This is a genomic window from Methylorubrum rhodinum, from assembly GCF_014199935.1.
GTDB lineage: Bacteria > Pseudomonadota > Alphaproteobacteria > Rhizobiales > Beijerinckiaceae > Methylobacterium > Methylobacterium rhodinum.
The window spans coordinates 21,588-44,832 of the sequence record NZ_JACHOP010000031.1 but is presented as its reverse complement, the minus strand read 5'-3'; the positions used below and the strand labels follow the sequence as shown (position 1 = coordinate 44,832).

Genomic DNA, 23,245 nt, shown 5'->3' with positions numbered 1-23,245 from the left:
CCCCGGCCGAGCTTCGGTTCCGGTGGCGGCGCCGAGCGGTCGGCATCGCGGTTCGGCCGCGAGGGCGTGATCGCCTTGCCACGCGCCTGACCGGCCTGTCGTCACTCCCCGGCCGATCCCGGCCCGCGGCGGAACGCAACGCCGCTCGCGTCGCAGGCGCGGCCGCCGACGGTCGCCGCTTCAGGCGGCCTGGAGCCTTCGCACCCGTGCGAATCCGACCATCTTCCGCGCGTCCTCGTCCCAGAGCGCCAGGTTCAGGCAGCCCAGGCTGTCGCGCAGCGTCAGGCGGCCGACGCGACCGAGGATCTCGTGGGCGTCCAGGCATTCCTGCAGGCGGTAGTTCGGAATGCGGCTGTTCAGATGGTGGACGTGGTGCAGGCCGACATTGCCGGTGAACCATTGCAGGACGCGAGGCAGGACGTAGTACGAACTGCCGCCCAGCGCTGCGCGGTAAAAGTCCCAGGCGCCGGCCTCCTCCCAGACGGTCTCCTCGTACTGGTGCTGGACGTAGAACAGCCAGCCCCCGATCCAGGCGGCGACGCTGATCACCGGCAGGAACACCCAGAGCACCGGCCCGACGCCGCCGACCCCGAGCGCGAGCAGCCCGAGGCCGGCGAGGAGCACCGCATCGAGCGCAAGCACGTCGCGCCACGCCGTCCGCCACGGGAGCCCGACGCCGGAGGGCAGCCGCTGCAGCAGCAGGAAGTTGAGCGGAGAGCCGAGCACGATCAGGAGGAACGGATTGCGGTAGAGGCGATAGCGGAGCCGGCTCCCACGCGGCAGAGCGAGGTACTCGCGCACCGTCAGCGTATGGATATCCCCGGTGCCGCGGCGGCTGAGATCGCCGGTGGAGGCATGATGCAGGGCGTGGGCCCGCTTCCAGCTGTCGTAAGGCGTCACCGTCAGAAGGCTCAAGGCGCGGCCGAGCCAGTCGTTGCCGCGGCGTGAGGGCAGGAACGAGCCGTGTCCGCAATCGTGCTGGATGATGAAGAGCCGGACCAGGAGCCCGCCCGCCGGCACGGCCAGCGGCAGGGTCAGGAGTGTGTGGCCGTTCGCGGCCATGCCGAGCATCACCGCGCAGAGGATCAGGTACGGCAACAGGGTGTCGGCGACCTGCCGGAGGGCCAGCCTGGGAATCGGCTCGCGGAACGCGGCGCAGTGCCGAGCCACGTCCCGCGCGAGCTGCGCCTCTTCGGGGCGCGATGCCTCGTCGGCGAGCCTGGACGGCGTGGGCGGGTTCGGGGACGCTCCGGTCACGATGGTCGACGATCCTGTGTGTTGAGCGCCGCGAGAGGCGAGACATGCGAGAGGCGAGACTTGCGAAAGGCGAGACTTGCGAGAGGCGGCACGGCGTCCGCACCTGACCGCCGGGGTGGGTGCCGGTGCCTTCGCGGCCCGTCAGGATTTCTCCGCGATCAGGCCCGCCCACGCCTCGGTCAGGATCCGCTCGCGGCGGTCTGCGCGGTCGGGGGCGGCGTCGCAGACGCGGCGCAGCACGGCTCGCAGCACCGCGCTCCCGCCCGCGGCGGCAGCCTCCTCGCCCTTCCGGCGGATCGCGGCCCGGTATGCCTTCGCCGCCGGTCCCGCCGGCTGCGTCTCGACGGCCGCGACCAGCGAGATCAGAGCCGTAACGGCCGCATCGACCGCCGCGTTCCGCTCGGGCTGCGCGACAGGGGCTGCACCCGCGGGCAGCGGTTCGGCCGGGTGGCCGGTGGTGCGGGAACGCTTCATGGCGGGGTCTCCGGCCAAACTCACGACATCTCAGCCGAAGACCTGCATCACGACGAAGGGCGAGGTCGCGGTGAACCACGAGGCTGCCCGAGACCCTGCGCACAGAGATCTCCGCCCGACATCCACCGAACGCTCTTCGTCCAGGCCGAACCGATACCGGCGCGTCATCGCGCCGGCCTCGCGACGATGCGCTTCCGCCCGTTCCGGGGTCGGAGTGCGCGCCGCCGGTCTACTCGCTCTCGGCTTCGCCCTCCGGCTTGGCGGCGACCGGCGGCTTGCTCGGCCGGGGTGCGTTGCGGCGCTTCTCCGGCGGCTTCTCGATCGTCGGCGTCTTGGCCACTGCGCGCTTCGCACGCTCGTTGAAGTCGGCCATCGATAGGGTCGCCGAGCGACCGGTCGAATTCGATCCTGCCATGGTGGGCCTCTGCTGCGCTGCCCAAGGCACAGGATGATGCAGTGGGATCTTTACGTCGTGCGCGCGTGCCGGCCGCATCCTTGGCTTCCGGCACGAACGATCGTCTCGTCGACCTTGAGGTTGTCCGCCGAGGCTGTGCCGCGGCATCGGTCGATCACATCCTCATAGGCGATTTTTCGGCCGTCCGCGAGGTCGCGAAGACCGGCTTTCTCGACGCAGACGATATGCACGAACACGTCCCGGCCGATTCGCGAAACGCCTCCACCGTCTCCCGGCAGCACGGTTCTGACGGAGCCGATGCGATCGGTGCCGCGCCGTCCCTGCTCGACGCAGGCGCCTCCGCGCCGTCATCCTGCTGCAACAAGCGGTCCGCGGGCGAGGCGCCCCGCGTTCATTCGGTCGAGGACGAGCGCGTGGACGTCATGGACGCGATGGGTGACCTGATCATCGGTGAGCATCGGCGTGGCGCGCAGGGCCGAGAACGGACCCTCGGAAAGCCGCATCGATGCGTTCGGCCACGCTCGCCGGTGAACAAGACCGGACCGTCAAACAGCCGCTGAGAGCGTCGCGCTGACAAACGCCTCGGGCGGCGGCAATTCGTACCCCAATTCCGTGAAGTAATACGACAGTCGGTTGGGCTCGCTCGACGTCTTGTGGGGCAGGCGCAATTCCTCCAGCCGGACGGTCCGCTCTCCCTTGGCTTCGATCACGGAGTTGACGATCTGGACGAGGAGCCGCTTCTCCTTCTCCATGGCCCGTAGAGCCTCCGCCCGGATCTCATGCCGGTCGAAGCCGATCTCGGGAACCATTCTCACGGTCGCGGCCACGGACATCGGATCGGGACCGGCGAAGAGCGAATTGGACGGCGTGAGGAAACGGTCGCGACCGCCGTAGTTCGGCGTCGTCACCACCGGAAGGCCGCAGAGCAGGTACTCCATGATGGCGCGCGTCTGCCCCTCGATCCCGGACAGCATCAGGCCGCATCGGGATCGGGCTGCGATCGAGGCGATTTCCTTCGGCGCCAGCACCCGAGGCTGATCGTTCTCGCCGATGTTCGGGATGTAGGCGTCGGGAACGAGCGCGCGCAGCGCTCCGACCTGCGAGGTGTTCCATCCGCGCGAGATCAGGCACAGACGCTCGACCTTGGCAGCCAGTTCGATCCGCTTGTACGGCGAAAACCGTGCGTTGTAGAGGGCGTCGTATTCGGGCTCCAGCGCCTCGACCGGCGGACCGGAAAACGCCGCCGGGTCCGCGGTGCAGTTCGTGTTCCAGACATGGACCCCGACCCCGGGCAGGGCGGCACGAACCGTCGGGAGGTCGATCGGATCGTTCACCAGGATGGTGTAGGTGTGCTGCGGGAACCGCATCATGCGATCCGTGAGCGCAGCCACCGCCGTCTTGAGATAGGCCGCGTTCGTGAAGCTCCACTGAGGACAGAAGAAGTAGTACATCGGCCGCTCATGACGGATGAAGGCGTCGAGCGATGCCGAATTCAGCGGGTAATCGTGCGCGCGGCCGTTCATGCCACCGAGGACGATTGGCGGATCTTTACAGATCAGCGTGCCCATGACGCGCGGATGCTTGAAGGGCACAGCTGTTGTGTCCAGTGACATCAATCAATTCTCGGGCCGAGCGCGGCGGCAGAGGGGTAGCGGAGCGGCGCGACCATAGCCGATCAGCCGCCGTCTGCCAGCCCTATCGGAGATGGCGCCATGCCGACGGTGCGGCGTGAAGAGATCGCCGACACCCACTTCTGCGTTGCCGTCCGAGGAACCGAATGGCAGCGGCGAGCCGAGAGGTCGATCGGTCTCGCGGACGCCCGAAGCTTTCAGTCGCCGTCCTCCCATGAAGAGGACATCCAAGGCCACCGCCGGTTTCGAGCCGGCGGCGCCACGCCGGCGTCTTGGCCCCACCGGCGTCTTGGCCCCATCGGCAGCAGCGCTTCCAACGTGTTCGAGCGACGGATGTTTTTTCGATCGGCGTCCGCCCGTCGTCTCCCCCCCTGCCGAGCCGGCCCTTGCCACAAAAGGGCCAAGCTCGGGCCGCATCGTTCGGAGTGTCGTCCGGGCCGACCGGATGCGCGGGCGGGATACGGGCATGATGGATCGTCGCATCATCGGGGCCACCGCGCGCGGATCGCTGCGCCACGCGCACCGGATCCTCCGCCTGTTGTCGCTCCTGCTCGTCTCCACCGTCGGTCTCGGGCTGGTCCAGACGACCGGCGAGACCTCGATGGAGGACGACCCGGAACCGAAGGAGCGGGTTGTCTTCCGCCACTTCGTCTGACGACGAAGCGGTCGACGGCGAGCGGGCCCGCTCCTCGATTTCGGCACGATTGCGGGCGATGAGGCCCGCAGCGCCCCCCTGCGTGCGACGGATCTCCATGACCACCCAGACCCACGCCCTCCCGGCTCGGCCGACCCAGACCGACATCTACCTGCAGGTCCTCAGCGCCCTCATCCTGCGCGACATGCGCAGCCGCTTCGGCGGCTCGTACTGGGGCTACCTCGCCCAGATGATGTGGCCGGTCGTGCACGTCATAGTGATCTTCGGACTCATGTTGCACCGAGGGCTCGACTCCCCGATGGGGGACTCGCCGTTGCTCTTCGTCGCGACAGGCGCGGTTCCATTCCTGGCTTTCAAGTATATCTCCCGAGAGATGCTGAAAGGTTACAACGTCCACAGATCATTGACCTGGTTTCCTCAAGTCAAGCGCGTCGACACGATGGCTGCTCGTGCCCTGGTCGAAATCGTCAGCAGCTTCATGGGTATCGGCGTTATCCTCGCGTTCCTGATCTCCTTCGGTGTCGATCCGGTTCCGGTCGATTTCACCATGGCACTGACGGGTTATGTCGCCGCGATGGCGATGGGAATCGCCATCGGCGTCGTCAACATTGGAATTGTCGCGATCTTCCCGTTCTGGGCCATGATCTATATGCTGATTACAATTATTCTCTATATGACCAGCGGGGTCATGTTCATGGCGTGCTACATGCCGGAGGATATCTATACGATCATGAGATGGAATCCGATGGTGCAGATCGTCGAATGGGTCCGCCTCGGATACGAGCCCAACCTGCCGATTCACATCGATTATCTGTATGTCTGCGGCTGGATCTTCGCGAGTCTGACGATCGGGTTCCTGATGGACCGATACGTCACTGCGCGCTGACGGCGCCGTCGCCCGATCGAATACGGCGGGGCGGGGTGCGCCTCGGCTCCGCCGAGGCGCACGGCCGGGACTCAGCCGGCCCCGAGGGGCTTCTGGATCGGCGGGGGCGACCGGGTCAGGCTCTCGATCGCGCGTGGCGGTCGGCCCGCCTTCTGGGCAATCTCGGCTTCCTGCTCCGCGATGAGCTGATGCGCCGGCAGGTCGCCGTCGAGGCCGCCCAGGATTTCCATCGGGACGCGCCGGTTCGAGGCGCGCGAGCCGTCGGCGAAGACGACGTCGAAACTCACGAAGCCGCGTTGCTGCGGCAGAGACTTGATGCGCTTGGCCATGCGCGCTGATAGACGCGGGGCCTCGTAAAGGGCAATCGCGGTCGACGCGGCCGGGGTTGCGTCCAGCGCATCGTCCCGAAACGCGGCCACCGGTTTTCGGAACCGGACGATGCGCTCGCGAACCGTCATCGCACGCTTCAGAACGTCTCTATGAACAGGTCACTATGAACGCCTGGGTCCATCTCGGCACCGGGCCCGTGCCCGGCGGCGGCAAGAGCCTCGACCTGATGCAGCGGGGACGCGAGTTCTCGATCGTGGTCGAGAACAAGGAGTTGATGAACTCCACGCGCGGCCACTCGGAGGAGGCCCTGGCCTCGCTCGCCTGCGCGCATCTCGCGGAGCGCCCCGATGCCAGGGTGCTGATCGGCGGCCTCGGCATGGGGTTTACGCTCCGCGCGGCGCTGCGGGCGCTCGGACCGGAAGCAGAAGTCGTCGTGGCCGAACTGGTGCCCGCGGTCGCGGCCTGGGCCCGCGGGCCGCTCGCCGAGGTGTTCCGCGGCTGCCTCGACGATCCACGCGTGGAACTGCGCGAGATCGATGTGAACCGGCTGGTGCAGGCGGGGGCGGAGGCCTGGGACGCGATCCTGCTCGATGTCGACAACGGCCCCGAGGGCCTGATGCGACGGGCCAACGACCGGCTCTACGACGAGTGGGGCCTCAAGCGGGCGCAATGGGCGCTCAAGCCCGGCGGCGTGCTCGGCGTCTGGTCCGGCACGCCGGACCGCAAGTTCAAGGCCCGGCTCCAGCGGATGGGTTTTGCGGTCGAGGAAACCCGCATCCCGGCCAGCGGCACGAGCGGCCCGCGTCACGTTGTCTGGATCGCGACGCGGGGCTGAGATCGATCAGACTGCGTCGGTAGCCTTGTCCTTGGCCGCATCCGGCTTCGGCCCGCCCTTCGACACGCCGACGAGGGCGGGGCGGAGCGTGCGGTCGCCGATGACGTAGCCGGTCTGCACCACCTGGACGACGGTGCCGTTGGGGACTTCGGTGTTCGGCACCTCGAACATCGCCTGATGGCGGTTCGGGTCGAAGCGCTGGCCGTGCGGCTCCACCACCTTCACGCCGTGGCGCTCCAGGGTCTTGGCCAGATCGCGCTCGGTCAGCTCGATGCCCTCGATCAGGCCCTTGAACGCGCCGTCGGCGGAGCTGCGGGCCTCGGCCGGCACGCTCTCCAGCGCGCGGCGGATGTTGTCGGCGGCGTTGAGCATGTCGCGGGCGAAGTTCGTCACCGCGTAGGTGCGGGCGTCGGCCACGTCGCGCTCGGTGCGGCGGCGCAGGTTCTCCATCTCGGCCAGCGTGCGCAGCAGCCGGTCCTTGAACTCGTCGCGCTCGGCGATGGCGCCCGCCAAGGCCTCGGCATCGGCGCCCGCGCCCTGGACCGTGGCCTGCGCGGCCGGTGTGGCCTCTTGGCTCGCCTCGGCGCCGTTCGTCCGGTTCTGGTGTTCCGTCTCGTCAGCCATCATCGTGCGATCGGTTGCGCTCTCGTATCGGGATGGCCGCTGATATCATTCGGGCAAATGCCGAAATCAAGTTTGTAGCGGCACCGAGCCTGGGCAAGCGTTGCGCTGCCGCTCCAATTTCTTGCTGGCCTCAGGCGCCGGCGGCCGCGTCCGCGGCCTTAGGCTTCTCGCTCCTCTAGACGCCTCGGCTGAAAGCCGAGGCCGCTCCGCGGGGCGCTCTTCGCGCCCGGCCATACGGCCAATCATCGTTCGAGCGATGGCGATTTCGCCTACTGCTCCCGCGGCGGCGGCGAATCCACCAGCGCGTCCAGCCCCTCCGCCCGGAGCGCCGCCACGTCGCTGGCGAACACCTCCATCACTGCGGCGCGGATGGTGGCCAGCCGGTCGGGCTGCATCACCCGCGTACCGGTGAGGTCGGTGACGTAGAACACGTCGACCGCCCGCTCGCCGAAAGTCGCGACGTGCGCCGAGGTGATGTTGAGGCTGAGGCGGTTGAGCGCCGTCGTCAGCTCGTAGAGCAGGCCCGGCCGGTCGAGGCCGGTGATCTCGACGACCGTCTCGCGGCTCGACAGGGCGTTGTCGATCGACACGTCGGGGGGCACGAGGAAGGTCTTGGGCGGCTCCTTCGGGTGCTTGTCGGCCACCAGCTCCGCGATCTTGATCTCGCCCTTGAGCGCCCGCTCGATCGCGATGGCGATGCGCTGGGCCCGGCGCAGCTCGTCCTCGTCGCGCTCGAAGGCGCGGGAGATGAAGATCGAATCGAGGGCGAAGCCGTCCGAGGTCGTGAAGATCTGCGCATCGACGATGTTGCCGCCGCTGGTCGCGCAGGCCCCGGTGATGATGGCGAGCAGGCGCGGATGGTCGGGCGAGTAGACCGTCAGCTCGGTCACCCCGCGCACCGGGTCGGTCTCGTAGGTGGTGGCGCTGGTGCGGCCCTCCTCGACGGTCGCGCGCAGGAAGCGGGCGTTCTTGTACTGGCGCGTGCCGTCGACCTTGAGCCAGTAGGCCTGTCCGTGGCGCGCGGCGTAGGCGTCGAAGGTCTCGGCGTCCCAGTCGGTCAGCTGCTCGCGCAGCCCCATCTGGATCAGCCGCACCCGGTCGGTGCGGGCGATCTCGGAATGGCCGCCGGAGAGCACCACCTCGGTCTCGTCGTAGAGGGTGCGCAGCAGCGTGCCCTTCCACGCGGTCCAGACGCCGGGGCCGACCGCCTTGATGTCGGCCACCGTCAGGATCGCCAGGAGCTTCAGCCGCTCCAGGCTCTGGACGACGCTGGCGAATTTTTCGATGGTCTTGCGGTCCGACAGGTCGCGGCTCTGCGCGGTCATCGACATCAGGAGATGGTGCTCGACCAGCCACGCCACCGTCTCGGTCTCGGCCTGCGACAGGCCGAAGCGCGGCCCGAGCTTGCGGGCGATCGCCGCGCCGGCGATCGAGTGGTCCTCCGGGCGGCCCTTGGCGATGTCGTGCAGGAGAATCGCCACGTAGAGGGCGCGGCGGTTGTGGATCGTGTCGATCAGGCGGGAGGCGAGCGGGTGCTCCTCCCGCACCCGGCCGGAATCGATCGCCGAGAGCACGCCGAGCGAGCGCAGTAGGTGCTCGTCCACCGTGTAGTGGTGGTACATGTTGAACTGCATCATCGCGACGATGCGCCCGAAATCCGGGATAAACCGGCCGAGCACGCCGGCCTCGTTCATCAGCCGCAGGATCGTCTCGGGGGCGTTCTTCGAGGTGAGGATGTCGAGGAACAGGCGATTCGCCTCCGGGTCCGTCCGCACCGCGTGGGTGAGGAGGCGGAGCGAGCGGCTGGCGAGGCGGGCCGCGTCGGGATGGAGCGGCAGGTTGTGCCGGTCGGCGAGCCAGAACAGGCGGATCAGGTTGACCGGGTCGCGCTCGAACGCGTCCTCGCCGCGCAGGTTCACCCGGCCGTTGTCGATCCAGAAATCCTCCGCCTCGATCGAGGTCGCGCGGAAGCGGTCGCGGAAGCGGCCGATCCAGCGGTCGAGCACCGGGGTGCGCTTGGCGTGGCGCGCCTCCAGCTCGGCGCAGACGATGGCGGTGAGGTCGCCGACATCCTTGGCGATGAGGAAGTAGGCCTTCATGAAGCGCTCGACGCCGGACAGGCCGCCGCGGGCGCCGTAGCCGAGGCGCTCGGCGATCTTCGGTTGCAGGCCGAAGGACAGGCGCTCCTCCGGCCGCCCGGTCACGAAGTGCATGTGGCAGCGCACCCGCCACAGGAACTCCTCGCAGCGCTCGAACAGCCGGTACTCGTCCGCCGTGAACAGGCCGGCATGGACCAGCTCGATCTGGTCGCGGACCCGGTAGGTGTATTTCGCGATCCAGAACAGGGTGTTGAGGTCGCGCAGGCCCCCCTTGCCGTCCTTGACGTTGGGCTCGACGAGGTAGCGCGAGGCCCCCGCCTTGCTCACCCGCCCGTCGCGCTCGCGCAGCTTGGCATCGACGAATTCCGGGGCGGTGCCGATGACGAGTTCGGTGTCGAAGCGCGTCACCAGTTCCTCGAACAGGGCGCGCGAGCCGAACAGGAAGCGCGATTCGAGGAGCGCGGTGCGGATCGTCATGTCGGCGCGGCCCTCGCGCAGGCACTCCTCCACCGAGCGGGTGGCATGGCCGACCTTCAATTTGAGGTCCCACAGCACGTAGAGCATCGCCTCGACGACGCTCTCGGACCACGCGGTCTGCTTGTAGGGCAGCAGGAACAGGAGATCGATGTCCGAGCCCGGCGCCATCGTGCCCCTTCCGTAGCCGCCGGTGGCGATCACCGCGAGCTGCTCGCCGGTGGAGGGGTTGTCGTTCGGGTAGAGCCGCCAGACCACCGCGTCGTAGATCGCGCGGACCACCGCATCGGTCAGCCGGCTGATGCGCCGGGCGCAGGCGAGCCCGTCCCGCTCCTTCAGGAGCAGGCGCTCGGCGTCCTTGTGGCCGGCCTCCAGCACCTTCTTGAGTTCGGGCACGAGCAGGCTGCGCAGCTTGGTCGGCTCGCGCGCATCGCGATCGAGGCCGTCGACGACCTTTTCCAGAGCGGTCACAGGATCGAACATGGCCGTTCCGTTAGCATGTTACGCCGGCTTCGGCAGCGGCGGGTTGTGCGCAGCGCAATCGTTCTGTTCTGCGGATTTTTCGTTTGACGAAACGAACGGCGCTGTTTTAGCCATGCTGCCGGAGGCGTGTGCACAGACCGCGCCGGATCGTCAGGGAGAAAGCCGCATGCTGCACCGCCGCACCCTTCTGTCCGCGCTTGCCGGCGTCCTCGGGCTGACGCTGGCGGCCCAAGCGGCGCGGGCGGCGGACCCGGCCGAGATCCGGCTCGACTGGGCGACCTACAACCCGGTCAGCCTCGTCCTGAAGGAGAAGGGCTTTCTCGAAGAGGCGTTGAAGCCCCGCGGCATCAAGGTGCGCTGGACCCAGTCGCTCGGCTCCAACAAGGCGCTGGAATTCCTCAACGGCGGCGCCATCGATTTCGGCTCGTCGGCGGGCGCGGCGGCGCTTCTGGCGCGCATCAACGGCAACCCGATCAAGGTGGTCTACGCCTTCTCGCGCCCCGAATGGACCGCGCTCGTCACCCGCAAGGAGACGGGGATTTCCAAGCCCGCCGACCTCAAGGGCAAGCGCGTGGCGGTGACCCGCGGCACCGATCCGCACATCTTCCTGATCCGCGCGCTCCAGGGTGCGGGGCTCACCGAGAAGGACGCCAAGCTCGTCCTGCTCCAACACGCCGACGGCCGCACCGCCCTGGAGCGCGGCGACGTGGACGCCTGGGCCGGCCTCGACCCGATGATGGCGGCTTCCGAGATCGAGGGCGGCGCCGTGCTGTTCCACCGGGACGCCGCCGCCAACACCTGGGGCGTGCTCGACGTGCGCGAGGACTTTCTCAAGGCTCACCCGGACCTCGTGAAGACGGTGATCGCCGCCTACGAGCAGGCCCGCACCTTCGCCATCGCCAACCCGGACGCACTCAAGAGCGCGCTGGTCGCGGCGACGAAGCTGCCCGACACCGTGATCGCCAAGCAGATCGAGCGCACCGATCTGAGCCAGCCCGCTGTCGGCCCAGCCCAGGCCGAGAGCATCAAGGCGGCGGGCGTGGCCCTGCAGCAGGCCGGCGTGATCCCGGCCGGCACCGACGTCGCGGCGGCGGTGGACGCGCTGCTCGACCCGCAGTTCAACCCCGCGCCGGGGCGCTGAGGCGATGCCCGACGTCGGCCATCTCGCCGCCTTCGCCCTGATCGCGCTCGGGATGGTGCTGACGCCGGGCCCGAACATGGTCTACCTCGTCTCCCGCACCCTCGTGCAGGGCAGGACGGCCGGGCTGGTGTCGCTCCTCGGCGTGGCGGCGGGCTTCCTCGTCTACCTGTTCTGCGCGGCGCTGGGCCTCACCGCGCTCCTCGTCGCCGTGCCCCTCGCCTACGACGCGCTGCGGCTCGCGGGCGCCGCCTACCTCCTGTTCCTGGCGTGGCAGGCCGTGCGGCCGGGCGGGCACTCGCCCTTCGCCCCGCGCCGGCTCGAGCCCGACGGGCCGGGCCGGCTGTTCGCGATGGGGCTCCTGACCAACCTGCTGAATCCGAAGATCGCGGTGATGTACCTGTCGCTGCTGCCGCAATTCATCGAACCGAAGCCGGGCGGGGTGCTGGCCCAATCCCTGGCGCTGGGCTTCGTGCAGATCGCGGTGAGCCTGGCGGTGAACGCCGGGATCGTGCTGGCGGCGGGTTCGGTCGCCGCGTTCCTCACCGGGCGCCCGCTCTGGCTCCTGGCGCAGCGCTGGCTGATGGGAACTGTGCTCGCCGGGCTGGCGCTCCGGATGGCGACCGACGCCCGGCGCTGATCGGTTTCCCGGCCGACCGCCGGTGTGATAGCCCGCCCCGATGTCCGTTCCTCTCGACAGACCCGCATGAGCGGCCCCGCCATCCTCTCCGGCACTGCCGCGCCGCCGGCCGCTGCGCCCCGCCGCTCCGCGCTTCTGGGCGGGGGCGGGCGGGCGATGCTCGGCCTGCTCCTGCCCGTCGTGCTCGCGGGCGCCTGGGAGGCCGCGGTGGCGAGCGGCCTCGCCACCGGGCGCCTGCTGCCGCCGCCGAGCCGGGTCGGCGCCGCGCTCTGGTCGCTCGCGGCCTCGGGCGAGTTGTGGATGCATGTCGAGGCGACGCTGATCCGCGTCGGGCTCGGCTTCGCCTTCGGCGCGGGCGCCGGCATCCTGATCGGCGCGCTGACCGCGACGCTTCCCGCCCTGCGCTGGCTGATCGATCCGAGCCTTCAGGCGCTCCGCGCCGTGCCCTCGCTCGCCTGGGTGCCGCTGTTCATCCTGTGGTTCGGCATCCTCGAGACGCCGAAGGTCGCGCTGATCGCGGTGGGCGTCTTCTTCCCCGTCTACGTGGGGGTGGCCGGCGCCATCGCCTCGGTCGATCGCAAGCTGGTCGAGGTCGGGCGCATCTTCCGCCTGTCGCGCCTCGCCCTGGCCCGACGCATCCTGCTCCCCGCCGTGCTCCCCGCGACGCTGACGGCGCTCCGCACCGGGCTCGGCCTCGGCTTCCTGTTCGTCGTCGCCGCCGAGTTGATGGGCGCATCCGAGGGCCTCGGCTACCTGCTGGTCGACGGCCAGCAATTCAGCAAGCCCGACCAGATCCTGGCGGCGATCATCAGCTTCGCCGTCGTCGGCAAGCTCGCCGACACGGCTCTCGTGGCGCTGACCAACCCGCTGGTGCGCTGGCAGGATACCGCGCGGGAGACGCTGTGACGGCGCGCCGGATGACGAACCCGGTCGGATTTTCTAGGGTATGGCCATGACCCGGGACGACGTGATCCGCCGGCTGCTCTCCGTGGAGCCCGATCTGCGCGCCGGCGGCGTCGCGGCCCTGTTCCTGTTCGGGTCGCGCGCCCGCGACGAGGCGGGCCCGGATTCGGACATCGACCTCTTCGTCGATCCGGCCGACGAGCCCAGCTTCGATCTGGCCGCCTATGACGCGACCTACGCCCTGGTAGAGCGGGCCTTCCCCGACATGCCCGTCGGCTACTCGACGCGAGACGGTCTGGTGCCGGTGTTCCGGCCCCACATCGAGCGCGAGGCGATCCGGGTCTTCTGATGACATCGGCCAAGCGACCCGAGGTCCGACTTCGGCACATCCTCGAACAGATCGACGGCATCGTCACGGCGACGCGGGGCCGGTCGTTTGAGGAAATTCAGGGCAACTTCCTCTACGAGCGGGCGGTCGAACGCGCCGTGCAGATCGTCTCGGAAGCGGCCAAGGAACTCCCGGCCGATCTCAGGGAGCGCCATCCCGACGGGCATTGGCAGCCGATCATCCGGATCGGCAACCTTCTCCGGCACGAATATTACCGTATCCGTTCACGGGACATGTGGGAGATCGCCACCGTGCATCTGCCGGTGCTCCGGCCGGTCATCGTCGCGATGCTGACCGAGTTCGACTCTTGACGCCTCCGGTGCGAGTGCTGCGCCCGCCATGCTGAACATCGAAAAACTCTCCAAGACCTACGCCGACGGCACCCGCGCCCTCGAAGCCATCGACCTCGCGGTTCAGAGCGCCGAGATCGTCGCGCTGATCGGCGGGTCGGGCTGCGGCAAGACCACGCTGCTGCGCCTCATCGCCGGGCTCGACCGGCCGAGCGCGGGCGCCATCGCCCTCGACGGCGAGCCGATCACCGGGCCCCATCCCGGCGTCGGGCTGGTGTTCCAGGAGCCGCGGCTGCTGCCCTGGCTCGATGTCGCGGGCAATGTCGGCTTCGGCGTCGGCGAACTGCCCCGGCGCGAGCGGGCGGAGCGCGTCTTCCACGCGCTGGAGCGGGTCGGGCTGGCCGAGCATGCCCGGCGCTGGCCGCGGGAACTCTCCGGCGGGCAGCAGCAGCGGGTCTCGATCGCCCGCGCCTTCGTGGCCAACCCGCGGGTGCTGCTCCTCGACGAGCCGTTCTCGGCCCTCGACGCCTTCACCCGCAAGGACCTGCACCGGCATCTGCTGGCCCTGTGGGAGGAGGTGCGCCCGACCGTGCTGATCGTCACCCACGACGTGGCGGAAGCCGTGGCTCTGGCCGACCGGGCCATCGTGATGCGCCCCAAGCCCGGCCGTCTCGACGAGAGCGTCGCCCTCGACCTCGCCCGGCCGCGCGACCCGTCCGCGCCGACGAGCGAGGCCGCCACGCGCAGGATTCTCGGGGCGCTCGACCGCTCGCTGCGCCCGCGCGACGGCGCACGGACGCCGGAACTGGCCGGCGGCAGCTCGTTCTGAGCCCGCCATGCGACGCCGCTGGCCCCTGATGCGAAGCAAGCCGCTGATCTACTTCTGCGCCTTCGGCGACGAGGCGCAGTTCGCGATGCTGTCGGTCGCTCTGGAATCCCTGGCCACCTTCTCGCGGGTGCGGTGCGACATCGTCGTGCTGACCAACGCGGCCTCGCAGGAGATCCTGTCCCGCTACCTCGCCGCCTTCCGCAAGACCCTTCGGATCACCGTGAAGCAGGTCGAGGCGGCCGACGTGCAGCAATACACCCATGCCCGCTACCGGATCGTCCGGTTCGACGCGTTGCGGCACTACGGGCCGGTGCTCTACCTCGACACCGACGTCGTCTGCGATGGCGACCTGCGACCCCTGCTGCGGAAGCTGCGCACGGTGCAGGGGATCTGCGCCCTGCCCGAGGGACACCTGCTGAGCCCGCACGGCTTCTGGGGCCGCACCCTGTTCCTGCAGGACCCCGGCCTCGGCGTCCGGCCGTCCGATCCCGGCATCAGCACCGGCGTCCTGGGCGGAGCCTCGATGGCGGCCCTGCGCAGGCCCTTCGGCCTGATCCTCGACCATATCGAGGCGTGGTTCGCCGCCGGCAACGCGCCGTTGTTCTACGATCAGGCGAACGCCAACTACGTCATGGTCAAGCACGGCCTGTTCGACGGCACCGTGATGGGAAAGCATCTGCGCGTGGTCGGCAACGAGGCCGACGCGGACCCCTCCCGGCGGCTCGGCCTCGCGCATTTCGCCGGCGGCGTCGGCAACAACACGCCGAAGCTCCTGCGGATGCGGATCTACCGCGCCGCCCTCGCACCCGAAGCACCGCCGCCGAGACGGGGATGGTTCGGGCGCACGGTCGGCAGGGCCCTGGATCGCGTCGTCGGACCCTGAGCCTGCTCCTCGGAGGCGCTTGGCGGGCGACCGGCCTGTTGCCGGGCCGGCGAAACCCGCTACAGCCATGCCCCAAGGACGGCCGCGCCCGGCGCGGCCCTCCCAGAACAAGAGGAAGCCTCATGGACGCCAACGCGCTGCGCGCTCTCCAGGCCCCGCTCAAGGGCCAGTACCGCGAGAATCCGGATTCCGCCGTCATCACCCTGAAGGCCAAGGGCGCACTCGACGACGCCAACATCGCCTGCAAGGTCGAGACCGGCCGCGCGCTGGCGGTCGCCGGCCTGCACCCGGCGACCGGCGGCTCCGGCGCCGAACTCTGCTCCGGCGACATGCTGCTGGAAGCCCTCGTCGCCTGCGCGGGCGTGACCGTGAAGGCGGTCGCCACCGCGCTGGAGATCCCGCTCAAGGCCGGCACGGTCAGCGCCGAGGGCGACCTCGACTTCCGCGGCACGCTCGGCGTCGACAAGGAAGCTCCGGTCGGCTTCCGGGCGATCCGCCTCAGGTTCGACCTCGACACCGACGCGCCCCAAGAGAAGCTCGACCAGCTTCTCAAGCTCACCGAGCGCTACTGCGTCGTGTTCCAGACCCTCAACCACAAGCCCGAGCTGACGGTCGGCGCCTCCCGCTCCTGAGCGCGCCACATTACATCGGACGGCGACGGGCTCGATCCGTTGCCGTCCGCCCGCGCGACCGCGCGGCGGCGGGCGTCCGCCGGACGCGCCGATCCCGACCCCGGTCGGGTTCGGCGCCCATCATCGACACAAGACGTCATGCGCCTGCTCATCATCGAGGACGACCGCGAGGCCGCCGCCTATCTCGCCAAGGCCTTTCGCGAGGCCGGCCACACCGTGGATCACGCGGGCGACGGCCTCGACGGCTACGCGCTCGCCCGCGAGGGCGCCTACGACGTGCTGATCGTCGACCGGATGCTGCCCAAGCTCGACGGGCTTTCCCTGGTGCGCTCGCTGCGCGAGCAGGCCATCGCCACGCCGGTGCTGATTCTTTCCGCTCTCGGGCAGGTCGACGACCGGGTGAAGGGCCTGCGCGCGGGCGGGGACGACTACCTCCCCAAGCCCTACGCCTTCTCCGAACTGCTGGCCCGCACCGAGGTGCTGGCCCGGCGCCAGGCCGGTCCGGCGGGGGCGGCCGAGCCCACCGCCTACCGGGTCGGCGAACTCGAACTCGACCGGCTGTCCCACCGGGTCAGCCGGGCGGGGCGCGAGATCCCGCTGCAGCCCCGCGAGTTCCGCCTGCTCGAATACCTGATGCGCCATGCCGGCCAGGTCGTGACCCGGACGATGCTCCTGGAGAACGTCTGGGACTACCATTTCGACCCGCAGACCAACGTCATCGACGTCCACGTCTCGCGGCTGCGGGGAAAGATCGACCGCGGGTTCGAGCGGCCGATGATCCACACCGTGCGCGGCGCCGGTTACGTGGTGCGGACGGAGGAGCCGTGACGGCTCCGGCGGAACCCCTTCGCGAAGGTCCTCTCGCGCGTCTCCAAAAGATCTTCCGCACGACCGCGTTCAAGCTGTCGCTCGCCTATCTCGTGCTGTTCGCGGTGCTGGCGAGCGTCGGCCTCGGCTACGTCGCCTGGAACGCGAGGCGGGTGCTCGACGACCAGATCGTCTCGACCATCGAGGCCGAGATCAACGGGTTGTCGGAGCAGTACACGGCCGGGGGGCTGCGCCGCCTCATCGCCGTGGTGGAGCGCCGCGCCAAGGAGCCCGGCGCCTCGCTCTACCTCGTCACCACGCCGGCGGGCGAGCACATCGTCGGCAACGTCAACCGCGTGCCGGTGGGGGTACTCTCGACGCCCGGCCAGTACGCGGGCCCCTACGGTCGCGGCTCGGATTCCGACCATGCGGAGCACCGGGCGATCATGCGGGTCTACACGCTCGCCGGGGGCTTCCGCCTGCTGGTGGGCCGCGACACCGAGGAGAGCGACCGCCTGCGCGCGGCCATCGGCAACACCTTCGGCTCCTCGCTGGCGCTCGTGCTGGTGCTCGGCGTCGTCGGCGGCTGGTTCGTGGCGAGCCGGGTGCTCAAGCGCGTCGACGACATGACCGAGACGACCCGCACCATCATGGCGGGCGACCTCGACGGGCGCCTCAAGGTCTCGGGCAGCGGCGACGAGCTGGACCGCCTCGCCAAAAACCTCAACCTGATGCTGGAGCGTATCGGCGAGCTGATGCGCGGCATGCGCGAGGTCTCCGACAACATCGCCCACGACCTCAAGACCCCGCTGACCCGCCTGCGCAACCGCGCCGACGAGGCCCTGCGCACGGCCGAATCGCCGGACGAGCTGCGCGCCGCGATCGAGGGGATCGTCGAGGACGGCGACGGGCTGATCCGGGTGTTCAATGCGCTCCTGACCATCGCCCGCCTGGAAGCCGGCAGTGCGCCCGACGCCGCCGGCACCGCCTTCGATGCCGGTGAGGTGGCGGGCGCGATGACCGAGCTCTACGAGCCGCTCGCCGAAGAGCGCGGCCTGCATCTTAGCTTCGAGAGCGAGCCGAACCTGCCGCTCCAGGGCAACCGGGAGCTGGTGGGCCAAGCGCTCGCCAACCTCATCGACAACGCCATCAAGTACGGCTCCGGGGGGGCGCCCGAGATCGCGGTCACGGCGCGGCGGGAGGGGACCAGCGTGATCCTGCGGGTGACCGATCACGGCCCCGGCGTGCCCGAGGCCGAGCGTGCCCGCGTGCTCGACCGCTTCGTGCGCCTCGACGCCGCCCGCACCCGCCCCGGCTTCGGCCTGGGGCTCAGCCTCGTCAACGCGGTGGCGCGCCTCCACGGCGGCTCCGTGAGCCTCGGCGACAATGCGCCGGGGCTTTCCGTGACGCTGACCCTGCCGGCGGCCGAGAACTGACGGTTGGCCGAGGGCGACCCGCCGAAACCTGGACGACATCGATGCAGCACTCACCGGAATTGCGTGGGCCGGATTCGATGACGGTGCGGCACTGACCAGGGCGGTAACGGAGGCTTAAGAAGCCGAGCGAATAAAATATCCCAAGTTGCGTTTCCGGCGGAACCATTTCGGGATCCGCCTTCAACGAGAGCCGCGGCCATGCCCGCATCCGTCGCCCCTTCCGAGCCGGCGCCCTGGCTGCTGCCGGGTGCGCTGCTCGCCGCGAGCCTGACGGCTTCCGTCTGGCTCGGCCTGCCGGCGGCGAAGGCGGGCGAGCCGGTGGCGGCCGTGTTCCCGCCCTGGTGGAGCCCGGCCGAGAGCCTGTCGGCCGCGGTCGCGGCGGGCGGGGCCGTACTCCGGGCCGGGAGGCCGCCCGGCCTCGTCGTCGCCCGGTCGTCCGTTCCCGGCTTCGAGACCCGCCTGCGTGCGGCGGGTGCGTGGCTCCTGTTCGATCCGAGAGGCCTCGGCCTCTGCACCCCCGCCGAAAAGCGCCCGTCATGACTGCTTCCGCCTCCGCCTCGCGCGATCTCGACAGGCTGCGCCGCTCGGCGAGCCGCGGCCTGATCGGCCTGATCTGGCTCCACGTGCCGCTGATCGCCGGCATCTCCCTCTGGCGCGGCGGCGCGGCCCTGGCCGAGGGGCTGATGGCGCTCGGCCTCGCCGCCGCGGCGACCGCGACGTGGCGGCTGAAGGGCGAGGTGCTCGCCACCCGCCTGACGGTCGCGGTGGCGCTCATCGGCATGGTCGCCCTGCTGCTCCAGGCGATGGCCGGCCATCCCTGGCAGCTCGACCTGCACATGTACTTCTTCGCCGCGCTCGCGGTGCTCTCGGTCTATTGCGACTGGCGCGTGCTCGTCGCCGCCGCCGGGGCCACCGCCCTGCACCACCTGACGCTGAACCTCCTGCTGCCGGCGGCGGTCTATCCCGACGGCGCCGATTTCGGCCGCGTGCTGCTGCACGCCGTCATCGTCGTGCTGGAGACGGCGGTGCTGGCGTGGCTCAGCGCGCAGCTCGTCGGGCTGTTCGCCCTCTCGGCCCGCTCGCTCGCCGCCGCCGACGCGGCGCGCGCCGCCGAGACCGAGGCCCATGCCCGCGAGGCGGCGGGCGAGGCGGAAGGCCGCGCCGCCCGCCGCCGCACCGCCGACGAACTCGCCGAGCGGTTCGAGGGCAGCGTCGATCGCCTCGTCCGGCAGGCCGCCGAGACGGCCACCCGCCTGCGCCTCTCCTCGCAGGATCTCTCGAACGCGGCGAGCGACACGGCGCAGCGCACCGCCGCCCTCTCCGCCGCCTCGCAGGAGACCGCGGGCGACGTGCGCAGCGTCGCCGCCGCCGCGGGCACGCTGTCGGCCTCGGTGCGCGAGATCGGCGCCCACATGGCCCAGGCCGCCGAGGTCGCCAACCGGGCGACCGGCGAGGCGGGCCAGACCGACGAGACCGTGCGATCCCTGGCGGAGGCCGCGCAGCGCATCGAGCAGATCGTCACGCTGATCGGCACCATCGCCGAGCAGACCAACCTTTTGGCGCTCAACGCCACCATCGAGGCCTCCCGCGCGGGCGCGGCGGGCCGGGGGTTCGCCGTGGTGGCGGGCGAGGTCAAGGCGCTCGCGGGCAAGACCGCCCGCGCCACCCAGGACATCGAGGCGCAGATCCGCGCGATCCAGGGCCAGACCGATCAGGCGGTGGCGGCGATCGCCCGCATCGGCGGCACCATCGGCGAGCTCGACGCCATCACCCGCTCGGTCGCCGGCGCGGTCGAGGGGCAGGGCGCGGCCACCCGCGCCATCGCCGAGAACGCCGAGCGGGCGGCGCGCCGCAGCGGCGAGGTGTTCGCCACCCTCGACGGCCTGACCCGCTCCGCCGACCTCACCGGCACTGCCGCCGCCTCCGGACACGACGCCTCCACGCAGCTCGCGGGGGAGTGCGAGGCCTTGTCCGACACCGTGCGCCGCTTCGTGGCGACGCTCAGGGCTGCGTAGAGTACGGATGCTCGGGGGTGCGGGTCCGCGATGCAGCACGGCACCGCCCGCCTGCCGGACCTTCGCGGCTGCGGCCTCTCTCGAGCGGACAGCGCCTCGCCGGACCGACGGCGCAACCTCGCATTGGACGATGCTCCTGCATCGACCCATGATAACAATTGACAGATTGTAGCCACTGCCGCACTCGTCCCGAGCGGGATGCGACGAGCGTTGGTCGCTGCATCGGAGCGAGACGAGACGATGCATTACGATGTGGCCGAACCGAACCTCGTCAGCCATCAGTCCTTCGACGACGAGATCGTCATCGCGCATTTCGGAACCGGGATCTATTACAGTCTTTCCGGATCGGCCGCCGAGATCTGGCTCGGTCTCTGCGCGTCGTTCGACCTGTCCGAGGTGCAGGCGACGCTCGCGCCGCACGCCGCGGCCGGGCCGGAGGCGTTCGCGGCCTCGGTCGACCGGTTCGTCGCCGAACTGGAGACGGCCGGCCTGATCCGACCGGCGGCGGAGCGCGCGCACGGGGCGTGGACTCCGGCCGCGCCGACCGGCGGTTGGGCGCTGCCGCAGGTCGAGAGCTTCTCGGACATGCAGGAATTGCTGCTGCTGGATCCGGTCCACGACACGAGCGAGGCGGGCTGGCCCTACGTCGTCCACGGCTGATACCGTGTCGTCCTCCCTGCCCGACGCGGCCGACCGCCTGTCGGCCGCCCTCGATCACGTCGTGCGCCGACAGGACGGGGCGGGGGCCGAGCGGCGCTGCTTCGGCTTCGACACGCTGCGCCTCGGCCTTCGCGTCCGGACCGGCGGCACCCTCGCGAACCTGATCGACATCTTCGGGCGGCGCGACGCGGCCGGCGCCGAGCCGACGGCGTGGCTCGACATCGTCGAGGGTCCCGATCCCGTGCTGGAGGGCTGCCTTCCGGAGGCGTCCGGCGGCGACGAGCGGGTCGTCTCCGCCACGCAGCGCCATTACGGCTTCTGGGATCCCACCTACGGCGGCAAGCTGGTCTACGTCGACCGGCTGGCGCGGCGGGGCTTCGTCTGGCACCGCTCGCCCGAGGCCCTGCCGTCCTGGGAGACCGCGCGCCCGTTCCTCCACGCCTTCAAGGGCCTTGCCCCCTTCACCGGCCTGACGCCGCTGCATGCGGCGGCGGTGGCGCTGGGCGACGGCGGCCTGCTGATCGCCGGGCGCGGCGGGGCGGGCAAGACCAGCCTCGCGCTGGCCTGCGTCGAGGCCGGATGGCGCTACGTCGCCGACGATTTCCTGCTCCTGCGCCGGTCCCCGTCGCTGCGGGCGGTGAACCTGTATCGTTCGGCCCGGATCCGCGCCGACATGTTCGAGCCCCTGCGGCGGACCATGTCGGCCTCCTACGCCCTCTCGACCGACAGCGGCGAGGTCAAGGGCGAGGTCGATCTCGGCCGGCTCGGCGCCTGCGTCATCGGCGATGCGGAGATCGGGGCGATCGTCGTGCCGCGCCGGGGCGGAGCGCCGCGGGCGGCCCTGGCTCCCCTGCGCCGGTCGGCCGTCCTGCGGGAACTCGCCGCCACGACGCTGGCGATGCTGCCGGGCGACGCCCAGGCGACCTACGACGAGATCGCGCGCTCCATCGAGGGCGTCCCGTGCTACGCCTTCGATCCGGGCCCGACGCTCGCGGCGGCCCCGGCCGCGCTCGCCGGGCTGGCCGCGGGCACGCGCGTCGCGGCGGAGGCCTGAGGATGCGCACGAGCGTCGTCATCCCGGTCTTCAACGGCGCGGACCGGCTCGCGCAGGCGGTGGCGAGCGTGCGTCCGGAGCTTCGCGAGGGCGACGAGATCGTCGTCGTCGACGACGGATCGACCGACGGCACGCCGGACCTGATCCGCTCGCTCGGCGGTGACATCGTCGCCCTTCGGCAGGACAATGCCGGGCCGGCCGCCGCGCGCAACCGGGGCCTTCGCGCCGCGACGGGCGAGGCCATCGCCTTCCTCGATCACGACGATCTCTGGACCGCCGGACGACAGGAGGCCCTGCGGGCCGCCCTCGAGGCCGACGCCGAGATCGCCGTGGCGATGGGGCGGACGGTCGTCGTGAACGACACCAGCGTCCCGGTCGCCCCCGACGATCCCCGCCGCGCCCTGACGCATCGGCCCTGGCATCTCGGATCGCTGCTCGTCCGCCGCTGGGCCTTCGACCGGATCGGTCCGTTCCGCGAGGACCTGATCCAGGCGGAGGACGGGGATTGGTACATGCGCACCCGCGAGGCCGGCCTCCGCTTCGCAGCGGTCGATCACGACACCACCCTCTATCGCCTGCACACCACCAACCTGACCCGGGACGTCCAGGGCGCCCGCGACGGCCTGATGGCCTGTCTCAAGTCGGCCCTCGACCGGCGGCGGGGGCGATGATGCGGATCTCGGCCCTGATGGGCGCCTACAACGCCGCCCCCTACGTCGCGGCGGCGATCGAGTGCGTGCTGAACCAGACGCGGCCGCCCTTCGAGGTCATCGTCGTCGACGACGGCTCGACCGACGGCACGCGCGCGGTGCTGCGCGGCTTCTCCGGCCGCATCCGGCTCATCGAGACGGAGAATCGCGGCGCGCCCGCCGCCTTCGCGACCGCGGTGGCGGAAGCGTCCGGCGATTGTCTCGCCTTCAACGACGCGGACGACCTGTGGGCGCCGACGAAGCTCGCCGTGCAATCGGCCGCGCTCGCGGCCGACCCGAGTCTCGACGCCGTTTTCGGGTCCGTGCAGCAATTCGTCAGCCCGGACTGGACCGGAGAGACCGCCGCCGCGATCCCGCCGCAGGCCGGCGTCAGCAAGATCGGCATCCTCGTGCGCCGCGAGGCCTTCCTGCGGGTGGGAACGTTCGACCCGTCCTATCGCCTGATGGAATTCCCCGACTGGTATGCCCGCGCCGTCCATGCGGGCCTGCGCGCGGCCCACCAGGCCGAGATCGTCGCCTATCGCAGGCTCCACGCCGGCAATGCCGGACGCCTGCACCGCGACGCGGCGCGGAGCGAGCATCTCCTCGTCCTGAAGCGCCGGCTCGACAGCATGCGCCGCAGGTCCGGGGCGGCGCCGGACGCCTCGGAATGACCGGTCCGATCCGGTCTGGACCGGTCTCGACACCCATGCCCTCG

At 70.4% G+C, this 23,245-nt stretch carries 27 protein-coding genes; 19 read left to right on the top strand and 8 right to left on the bottom strand.

The window, feature by feature from the left end; genetic code table 11:
* Positions 1 to 180: 180 nt before the first annotated feature.
* The 5 genes from HNR00_RS23220 to HNR00_RS23200 all read right to left on the bottom strand — a co-directional run bounded on the left by HNR00_RS23220 (position 181) and on the right by HNR00_RS23200 (position 3,759).
* Positions 181 to 1,257, bottom strand: a complete 1,077-nt coding sequence (locus HNR00_RS23220) for a fatty acid desaturase (protein ID WP_183573552.1) — start codon at positions 1,255 to 1,257, stop codon at positions 181 to 183.
* 141 nt (positions 1,258 to 1,398) lie between these two features.
* Positions 1,399 to 1,731: a hypothetical protein gene (locus tag HNR00_RS23215; RefSeq protein ID WP_183573550.1), complete on the bottom strand. Its 333-nt coding sequence runs from the start codon at positions 1,729 to 1,731 to the stop codon at positions 1,399 to 1,401.
* A gap of 229 nt (positions 1,732 to 1,960) precedes the next feature.
* Positions 1,961 to 2,104: a hypothetical protein gene (locus HNR00_RS23210; protein ID WP_183573548.1), complete on the bottom strand. Its 144-nt coding sequence runs from the start codon at positions 2,102 to 2,104 to the stop codon at positions 1,961 to 1,963.
* A 92-nt stretch (positions 2,105 to 2,196) separates the two neighbouring features.
* The gene (locus tag HNR00_RS26105; RefSeq protein WP_376770410.1) at positions 2,197 to 2,445 is read right to left on the bottom strand and encodes a S1 domain-containing protein; all 249 of its coding nucleotides are present in this window, start codon (positions 2,443 to 2,445) and stop codon (positions 2,197 to 2,199) included.
* A 246-nt stretch (positions 2,446 to 2,691) separates the two neighbouring features.
* On the bottom strand, positions 2,692 to 3,759 hold the full coding sequence (locus HNR00_RS23200) for a glycosyltransferase (RefSeq protein WP_183573544.1): 1,068 nt from the start codon (positions 3,757 to 3,759) through the stop codon (positions 2,692 to 2,694).
* 484 nt (positions 3,760 to 4,243) lie between these two features.
* Between HNR00_RS23200 and HNR00_RS23195 the strand changes: the two genes are divergently transcribed.
* Both HNR00_RS23195 and HNR00_RS23190 read left to right on the top strand, forming a co-directional pair.
* A complete protein-coding gene (locus HNR00_RS23195) occupies positions 4,244 to 4,432 on the top strand; it encodes a hypothetical protein (protein WP_183573542.1) in 189 nt (62 codons plus the stop codon).
* Between the two features lie 97 nt (positions 4,433 to 4,529).
* On the top strand, positions 4,530 to 5,318 hold the full coding sequence (locus tag HNR00_RS23190; protein WP_183573540.1) for an ABC transporter permease: 789 nt from the start codon (positions 4,530 to 4,532) through the stop codon (positions 5,316 to 5,318).
* A gap of 71 nt (positions 5,319 to 5,389) precedes the next feature.
* Here HNR00_RS23190 and HNR00_RS23185 read toward each other — a convergent pair whose 3' ends face one another.
* Positions 5,390 to 5,647, bottom strand: a complete 258-nt coding sequence (locus HNR00_RS23185; RefSeq protein ID WP_183573562.1) for a hypothetical protein — start codon at positions 5,645 to 5,647, stop codon at positions 5,390 to 5,392.
* Positions 5,648 to 5,811: 164 nt separating this feature from the next.
* Here HNR00_RS23185 and HNR00_RS23180 point away from each other — a divergent pair, with 164 nt between their 5' ends.
* Positions 5,812 to 6,483, top strand: coding sequence for a spermidine synthase (locus tag HNR00_RS23180; protein ID WP_183573538.1), 672 nt, complete (start codon positions 5,812 to 5,814; stop codon positions 6,481 to 6,483).
* A 6-nt stretch (positions 6,484 to 6,489) separates the two neighbouring features.
* On the opposite strand, the gene grpE is transcribed toward HNR00_RS23180, so the two are convergent.
* Both grpE and HNR00_RS23170 read right to left on the bottom strand, forming a co-directional pair.
* On the bottom strand, positions 6,490 to 7,110 hold the full coding sequence (grpE, locus tag HNR00_RS23175; protein WP_183573536.1) for a nucleotide exchange factor GrpE: 621 nt from the start codon (positions 7,108 to 7,110) through the stop codon (positions 6,490 to 6,492).
* A 266-nt stretch (positions 7,111 to 7,376) separates the two neighbouring features.
* Complete coding sequence (locus HNR00_RS23170; RefSeq protein WP_183573534.1) at positions 7,377 to 10,163, bottom strand: [protein-PII] uridylyltransferase; 2,787 nt, start codon at positions 10,161 to 10,163, stop codon at positions 7,377 to 7,379.
* Positions 10,164 to 10,329: 166 nt separating this feature from the next.
* Between HNR00_RS23170 and HNR00_RS23165 the strand changes: the two genes are divergently transcribed.
* From HNR00_RS23165 to HNR00_RS23090, 16 genes are all read left to right on the top strand, one after another.
* Positions 10,330 to 11,304 (top strand): aliphatic sulfonate ABC transporter substrate-binding protein, encoded by a 975-nt coding sequence (locus tag HNR00_RS23165; protein WP_183573532.1) that lies wholly within the window; start codon positions 10,330 to 10,332, stop codon positions 11,302 to 11,304.
* Between the two features lie 4 nt (positions 11,305 to 11,308).
* Complete coding sequence (locus HNR00_RS23160; protein WP_183573530.1) at positions 11,309 to 11,941, top strand: LysE family translocator; 633 nt, start codon at positions 11,309 to 11,311, stop codon at positions 11,939 to 11,941.
* Between the two features lie 66 nt (positions 11,942 to 12,007).
* The gene (locus HNR00_RS23155) at positions 12,008 to 12,847 is read left to right on the top strand and encodes an ABC transporter permease (protein WP_183573528.1); all 840 of its coding nucleotides are present in this window, start codon (positions 12,008 to 12,010) and stop codon (positions 12,845 to 12,847) included.
* A gap of 40 nt (positions 12,848 to 12,887) precedes the next feature.
* Complete coding sequence (locus HNR00_RS23150) at positions 12,888 to 13,193, top strand: nucleotidyltransferase family protein (protein WP_246390996.1); 306 nt, start codon at positions 12,888 to 12,890, stop codon at positions 13,191 to 13,193.
* Positions 13,193 to 13,543, top strand: a complete 351-nt coding sequence (locus tag HNR00_RS23145) for a HepT-like ribonuclease domain-containing protein (protein ID WP_183573526.1) — start codon at positions 13,193 to 13,195, stop codon at positions 13,541 to 13,543. The genes HNR00_RS23150 and HNR00_RS23145 overlap by 1 nt, the downstream gene beginning before the upstream one ends.
* Before the next feature lie 28 nt (positions 13,544 to 13,571).
* Positions 13,572 to 14,351 (top strand): ABC transporter ATP-binding protein, encoded by a 780-nt coding sequence (locus HNR00_RS23140; protein WP_183573524.1) that lies wholly within the window; start codon positions 13,572 to 13,574, stop codon positions 14,349 to 14,351.
* Positions 14,352 to 14,358: 7 nt separating this feature from the next.
* Complete coding sequence (locus tag HNR00_RS23135) at positions 14,359 to 15,234, top strand: glycosyltransferase family protein (protein ID WP_183573522.1); 876 nt, start codon at positions 14,359 to 14,361, stop codon at positions 15,232 to 15,234.
* A 122-nt stretch (positions 15,235 to 15,356) separates the two neighbouring features.
* Positions 15,357 to 15,866: an OsmC family protein gene (locus HNR00_RS23130; RefSeq protein WP_183573520.1), complete on the top strand. Its 510-nt coding sequence runs from the start codon at positions 15,357 to 15,359 to the stop codon at positions 15,864 to 15,866.
* A gap of 138 nt (positions 15,867 to 16,004) precedes the next feature.
* Positions 16,005 to 16,694: a response regulator transcription factor gene (locus HNR00_RS23125; protein ID WP_183573519.1), complete on the top strand. Its 690-nt coding sequence runs from the start codon at positions 16,005 to 16,007 to the stop codon at positions 16,692 to 16,694.
* Positions 16,691 to 18,109: a HAMP domain-containing sensor histidine kinase gene (locus tag HNR00_RS23120; RefSeq protein ID WP_183573518.1), complete on the top strand. Its 1,419-nt coding sequence runs from the start codon at positions 16,691 to 16,693 to the stop codon at positions 18,107 to 18,109. The genes HNR00_RS23125 and HNR00_RS23120 overlap by 4 nt, the downstream gene beginning before the upstream one ends.
* Positions 18,110 to 18,307: 198 nt before the next feature.
* The gene (locus HNR00_RS23115) at positions 18,308 to 18,649 is read left to right on the top strand and encodes a hypothetical protein (protein WP_183573517.1); all 342 of its coding nucleotides are present in this window, start codon (positions 18,308 to 18,310) and stop codon (positions 18,647 to 18,649) included.
* Entirely contained in the window at positions 18,646 to 20,124 is a 1,479-nt protein-coding gene (locus HNR00_RS25885) for a methyl-accepting chemotaxis protein (RefSeq protein WP_183573516.1), read from the top strand. The genes HNR00_RS23115 and HNR00_RS25885 overlap by 4 nt, the downstream gene beginning before the upstream one ends.
* A 240-nt stretch (positions 20,125 to 20,364) precedes the next feature.
* Entirely contained in the window at positions 20,365 to 20,784 is a 420-nt protein-coding gene (locus HNR00_RS23105) for a PqqD family protein (RefSeq protein ID WP_183573515.1), read from the top strand.
* A gap of 4 nt (positions 20,785 to 20,788) precedes the next feature.
* Complete coding sequence (locus HNR00_RS23100) at positions 20,789 to 21,838, top strand: hypothetical protein (protein ID WP_183573514.1); 1,050 nt, start codon at positions 20,789 to 20,791, stop codon at positions 21,836 to 21,838.
* Positions 21,839 to 21,840: 2 nt separating this feature from the next.
* Positions 21,841 to 22,509, top strand: a complete 669-nt coding sequence (locus HNR00_RS23095; RefSeq protein ID WP_183573513.1) for a glycosyltransferase family 2 protein — start codon at positions 21,841 to 21,843, stop codon at positions 22,507 to 22,509.
* A complete protein-coding gene (locus HNR00_RS23090; protein ID WP_183573512.1) occupies positions 22,506 to 23,201 on the top strand; it encodes a glycosyltransferase family A protein in 696 nt (231 codons plus the stop codon). The genes HNR00_RS23095 and HNR00_RS23090 overlap by 4 nt, the downstream gene beginning before the upstream one ends.
* The last annotated feature ends 44 nt before the right edge of the window (positions 23,202 to 23,245 follow it).

Coding starts and splice junctions, on each gene's coding strand:
- HNR00_RS23130 (WP_183573520.1), top strand. CDS start 15,357: ATGGACGCCAACGCGCTGCGCGCTCTCCAGGCCCCGCTCAAGGGCCAG.
- HNR00_RS25885 (WP_183573516.1), top strand. CDS start 18,646: ATGACTGCTTCCGCCTCCGCCTCGCGCGATCTCGACAGGCTGCGCCGC.
- HNR00_RS23210 (WP_183573548.1), bottom strand. CDS start 2,104: ATGGCCGACTTCAACGAGCGTGCGAAGCGCGCAGTGGCCAAGACGCCG.
- HNR00_RS23195 (WP_183573542.1), top strand. CDS start 4,244: ATGATGGATCGTCGCATCATCGGGGCCACCGCGCGCGGATCGCTGCGC.
- HNR00_RS23180 (WP_183573538.1), top strand. CDS start 5,812: ATGAACGCCTGGGTCCATCTCGGCACCGGGCCCGTGCCCGGCGGCGGC.
- HNR00_RS23165 (WP_183573532.1), top strand. CDS start 10,330: ATGCTGCACCGCCGCACCCTTCTGTCCGCGCTTGCCGGCGTCCTCGGG.
- HNR00_RS23105 (WP_183573515.1), top strand. CDS start 20,365: ATGCATTACGATGTGGCCGAACCGAACCTCGTCAGCCATCAGTCCTTC.
- HNR00_RS23150 (WP_246390996.1), top strand. CDS start 12,888: ATGGCCATGACCCGGGACGACGTGATCCGCCGGCTGCTCTCCGTGGAG.
- HNR00_RS23190 (WP_183573540.1), top strand. CDS start 4,530: ATGACCACCCAGACCCACGCCCTCCCGGCTCGGCCGACCCAGACCGAC.
- HNR00_RS23160 (WP_183573530.1), top strand. CDS start 11,309: ATGCCCGACGTCGGCCATCTCGCCGCCTTCGCCCTGATCGCGCTCGGG.
- HNR00_RS23155 (WP_183573528.1), top strand. CDS start 12,008: ATGAGCGGCCCCGCCATCCTCTCCGGCACTGCCGCGCCGCCGGCCGCT.
- HNR00_RS23200 (WP_183573544.1), bottom strand. CDS start 3,759: ATGTCACTGGACACAACAGCTGTGCCCTTCAAGCATCCGCGCGTCATG.
- HNR00_RS23115 (WP_183573517.1), top strand. CDS start 18,308: ATGCCCGCATCCGTCGCCCCTTCCGAGCCGGCGCCCTGGCTGCTGCCG.
- HNR00_RS23125 (WP_183573519.1), top strand. CDS start 16,005: ATGCGCCTGCTCATCATCGAGGACGACCGCGAGGCCGCCGCCTATCTC.
- HNR00_RS23135 (WP_183573522.1), top strand. CDS start 14,359: ATGCGACGCCGCTGGCCCCTGATGCGAAGCAAGCCGCTGATCTACTTC.
- HNR00_RS23090 (WP_183573512.1), top strand. CDS start 22,506: ATGATGCGGATCTCGGCCCTGATGGGCGCCTACAACGCCGCCCCCTAC.
- HNR00_RS23170 (WP_183573534.1), bottom strand. CDS start 10,163: ATGTTCGATCCTGTGACCGCTCTGGAAAAGGTCGTCGACGGCCTCGAT.
- HNR00_RS23185 (WP_183573562.1), bottom strand. CDS start 5,647: ATGGCCAAGCGCATCAAGTCTCTGCCGCAGCAACGCGGCTTCGTGAGT.
- HNR00_RS23140 (WP_183573524.1), top strand. CDS start 13,572: ATGCTGAACATCGAAAAACTCTCCAAGACCTACGCCGACGGCACCCGC.
- HNR00_RS23215 (WP_183573550.1), bottom strand. CDS start 1,731: ATGAAGCGTTCCCGCACCACCGGCCACCCGGCCGAACCGCTGCCCGCG.
- HNR00_RS23095 (WP_183573513.1), top strand. CDS start 21,841: ATGCGCACGAGCGTCGTCATCCCGGTCTTCAACGGCGCGGACCGGCTC.
- grpE (WP_183573536.1), bottom strand. CDS start 7,110: ATGATGGCTGACGAGACGGAACACCAGAACCGGACGAACGGCGCCGAG.
- HNR00_RS23145 (WP_183573526.1), top strand. CDS start 13,193: ATGACATCGGCCAAGCGACCCGAGGTCCGACTTCGGCACATCCTCGAA.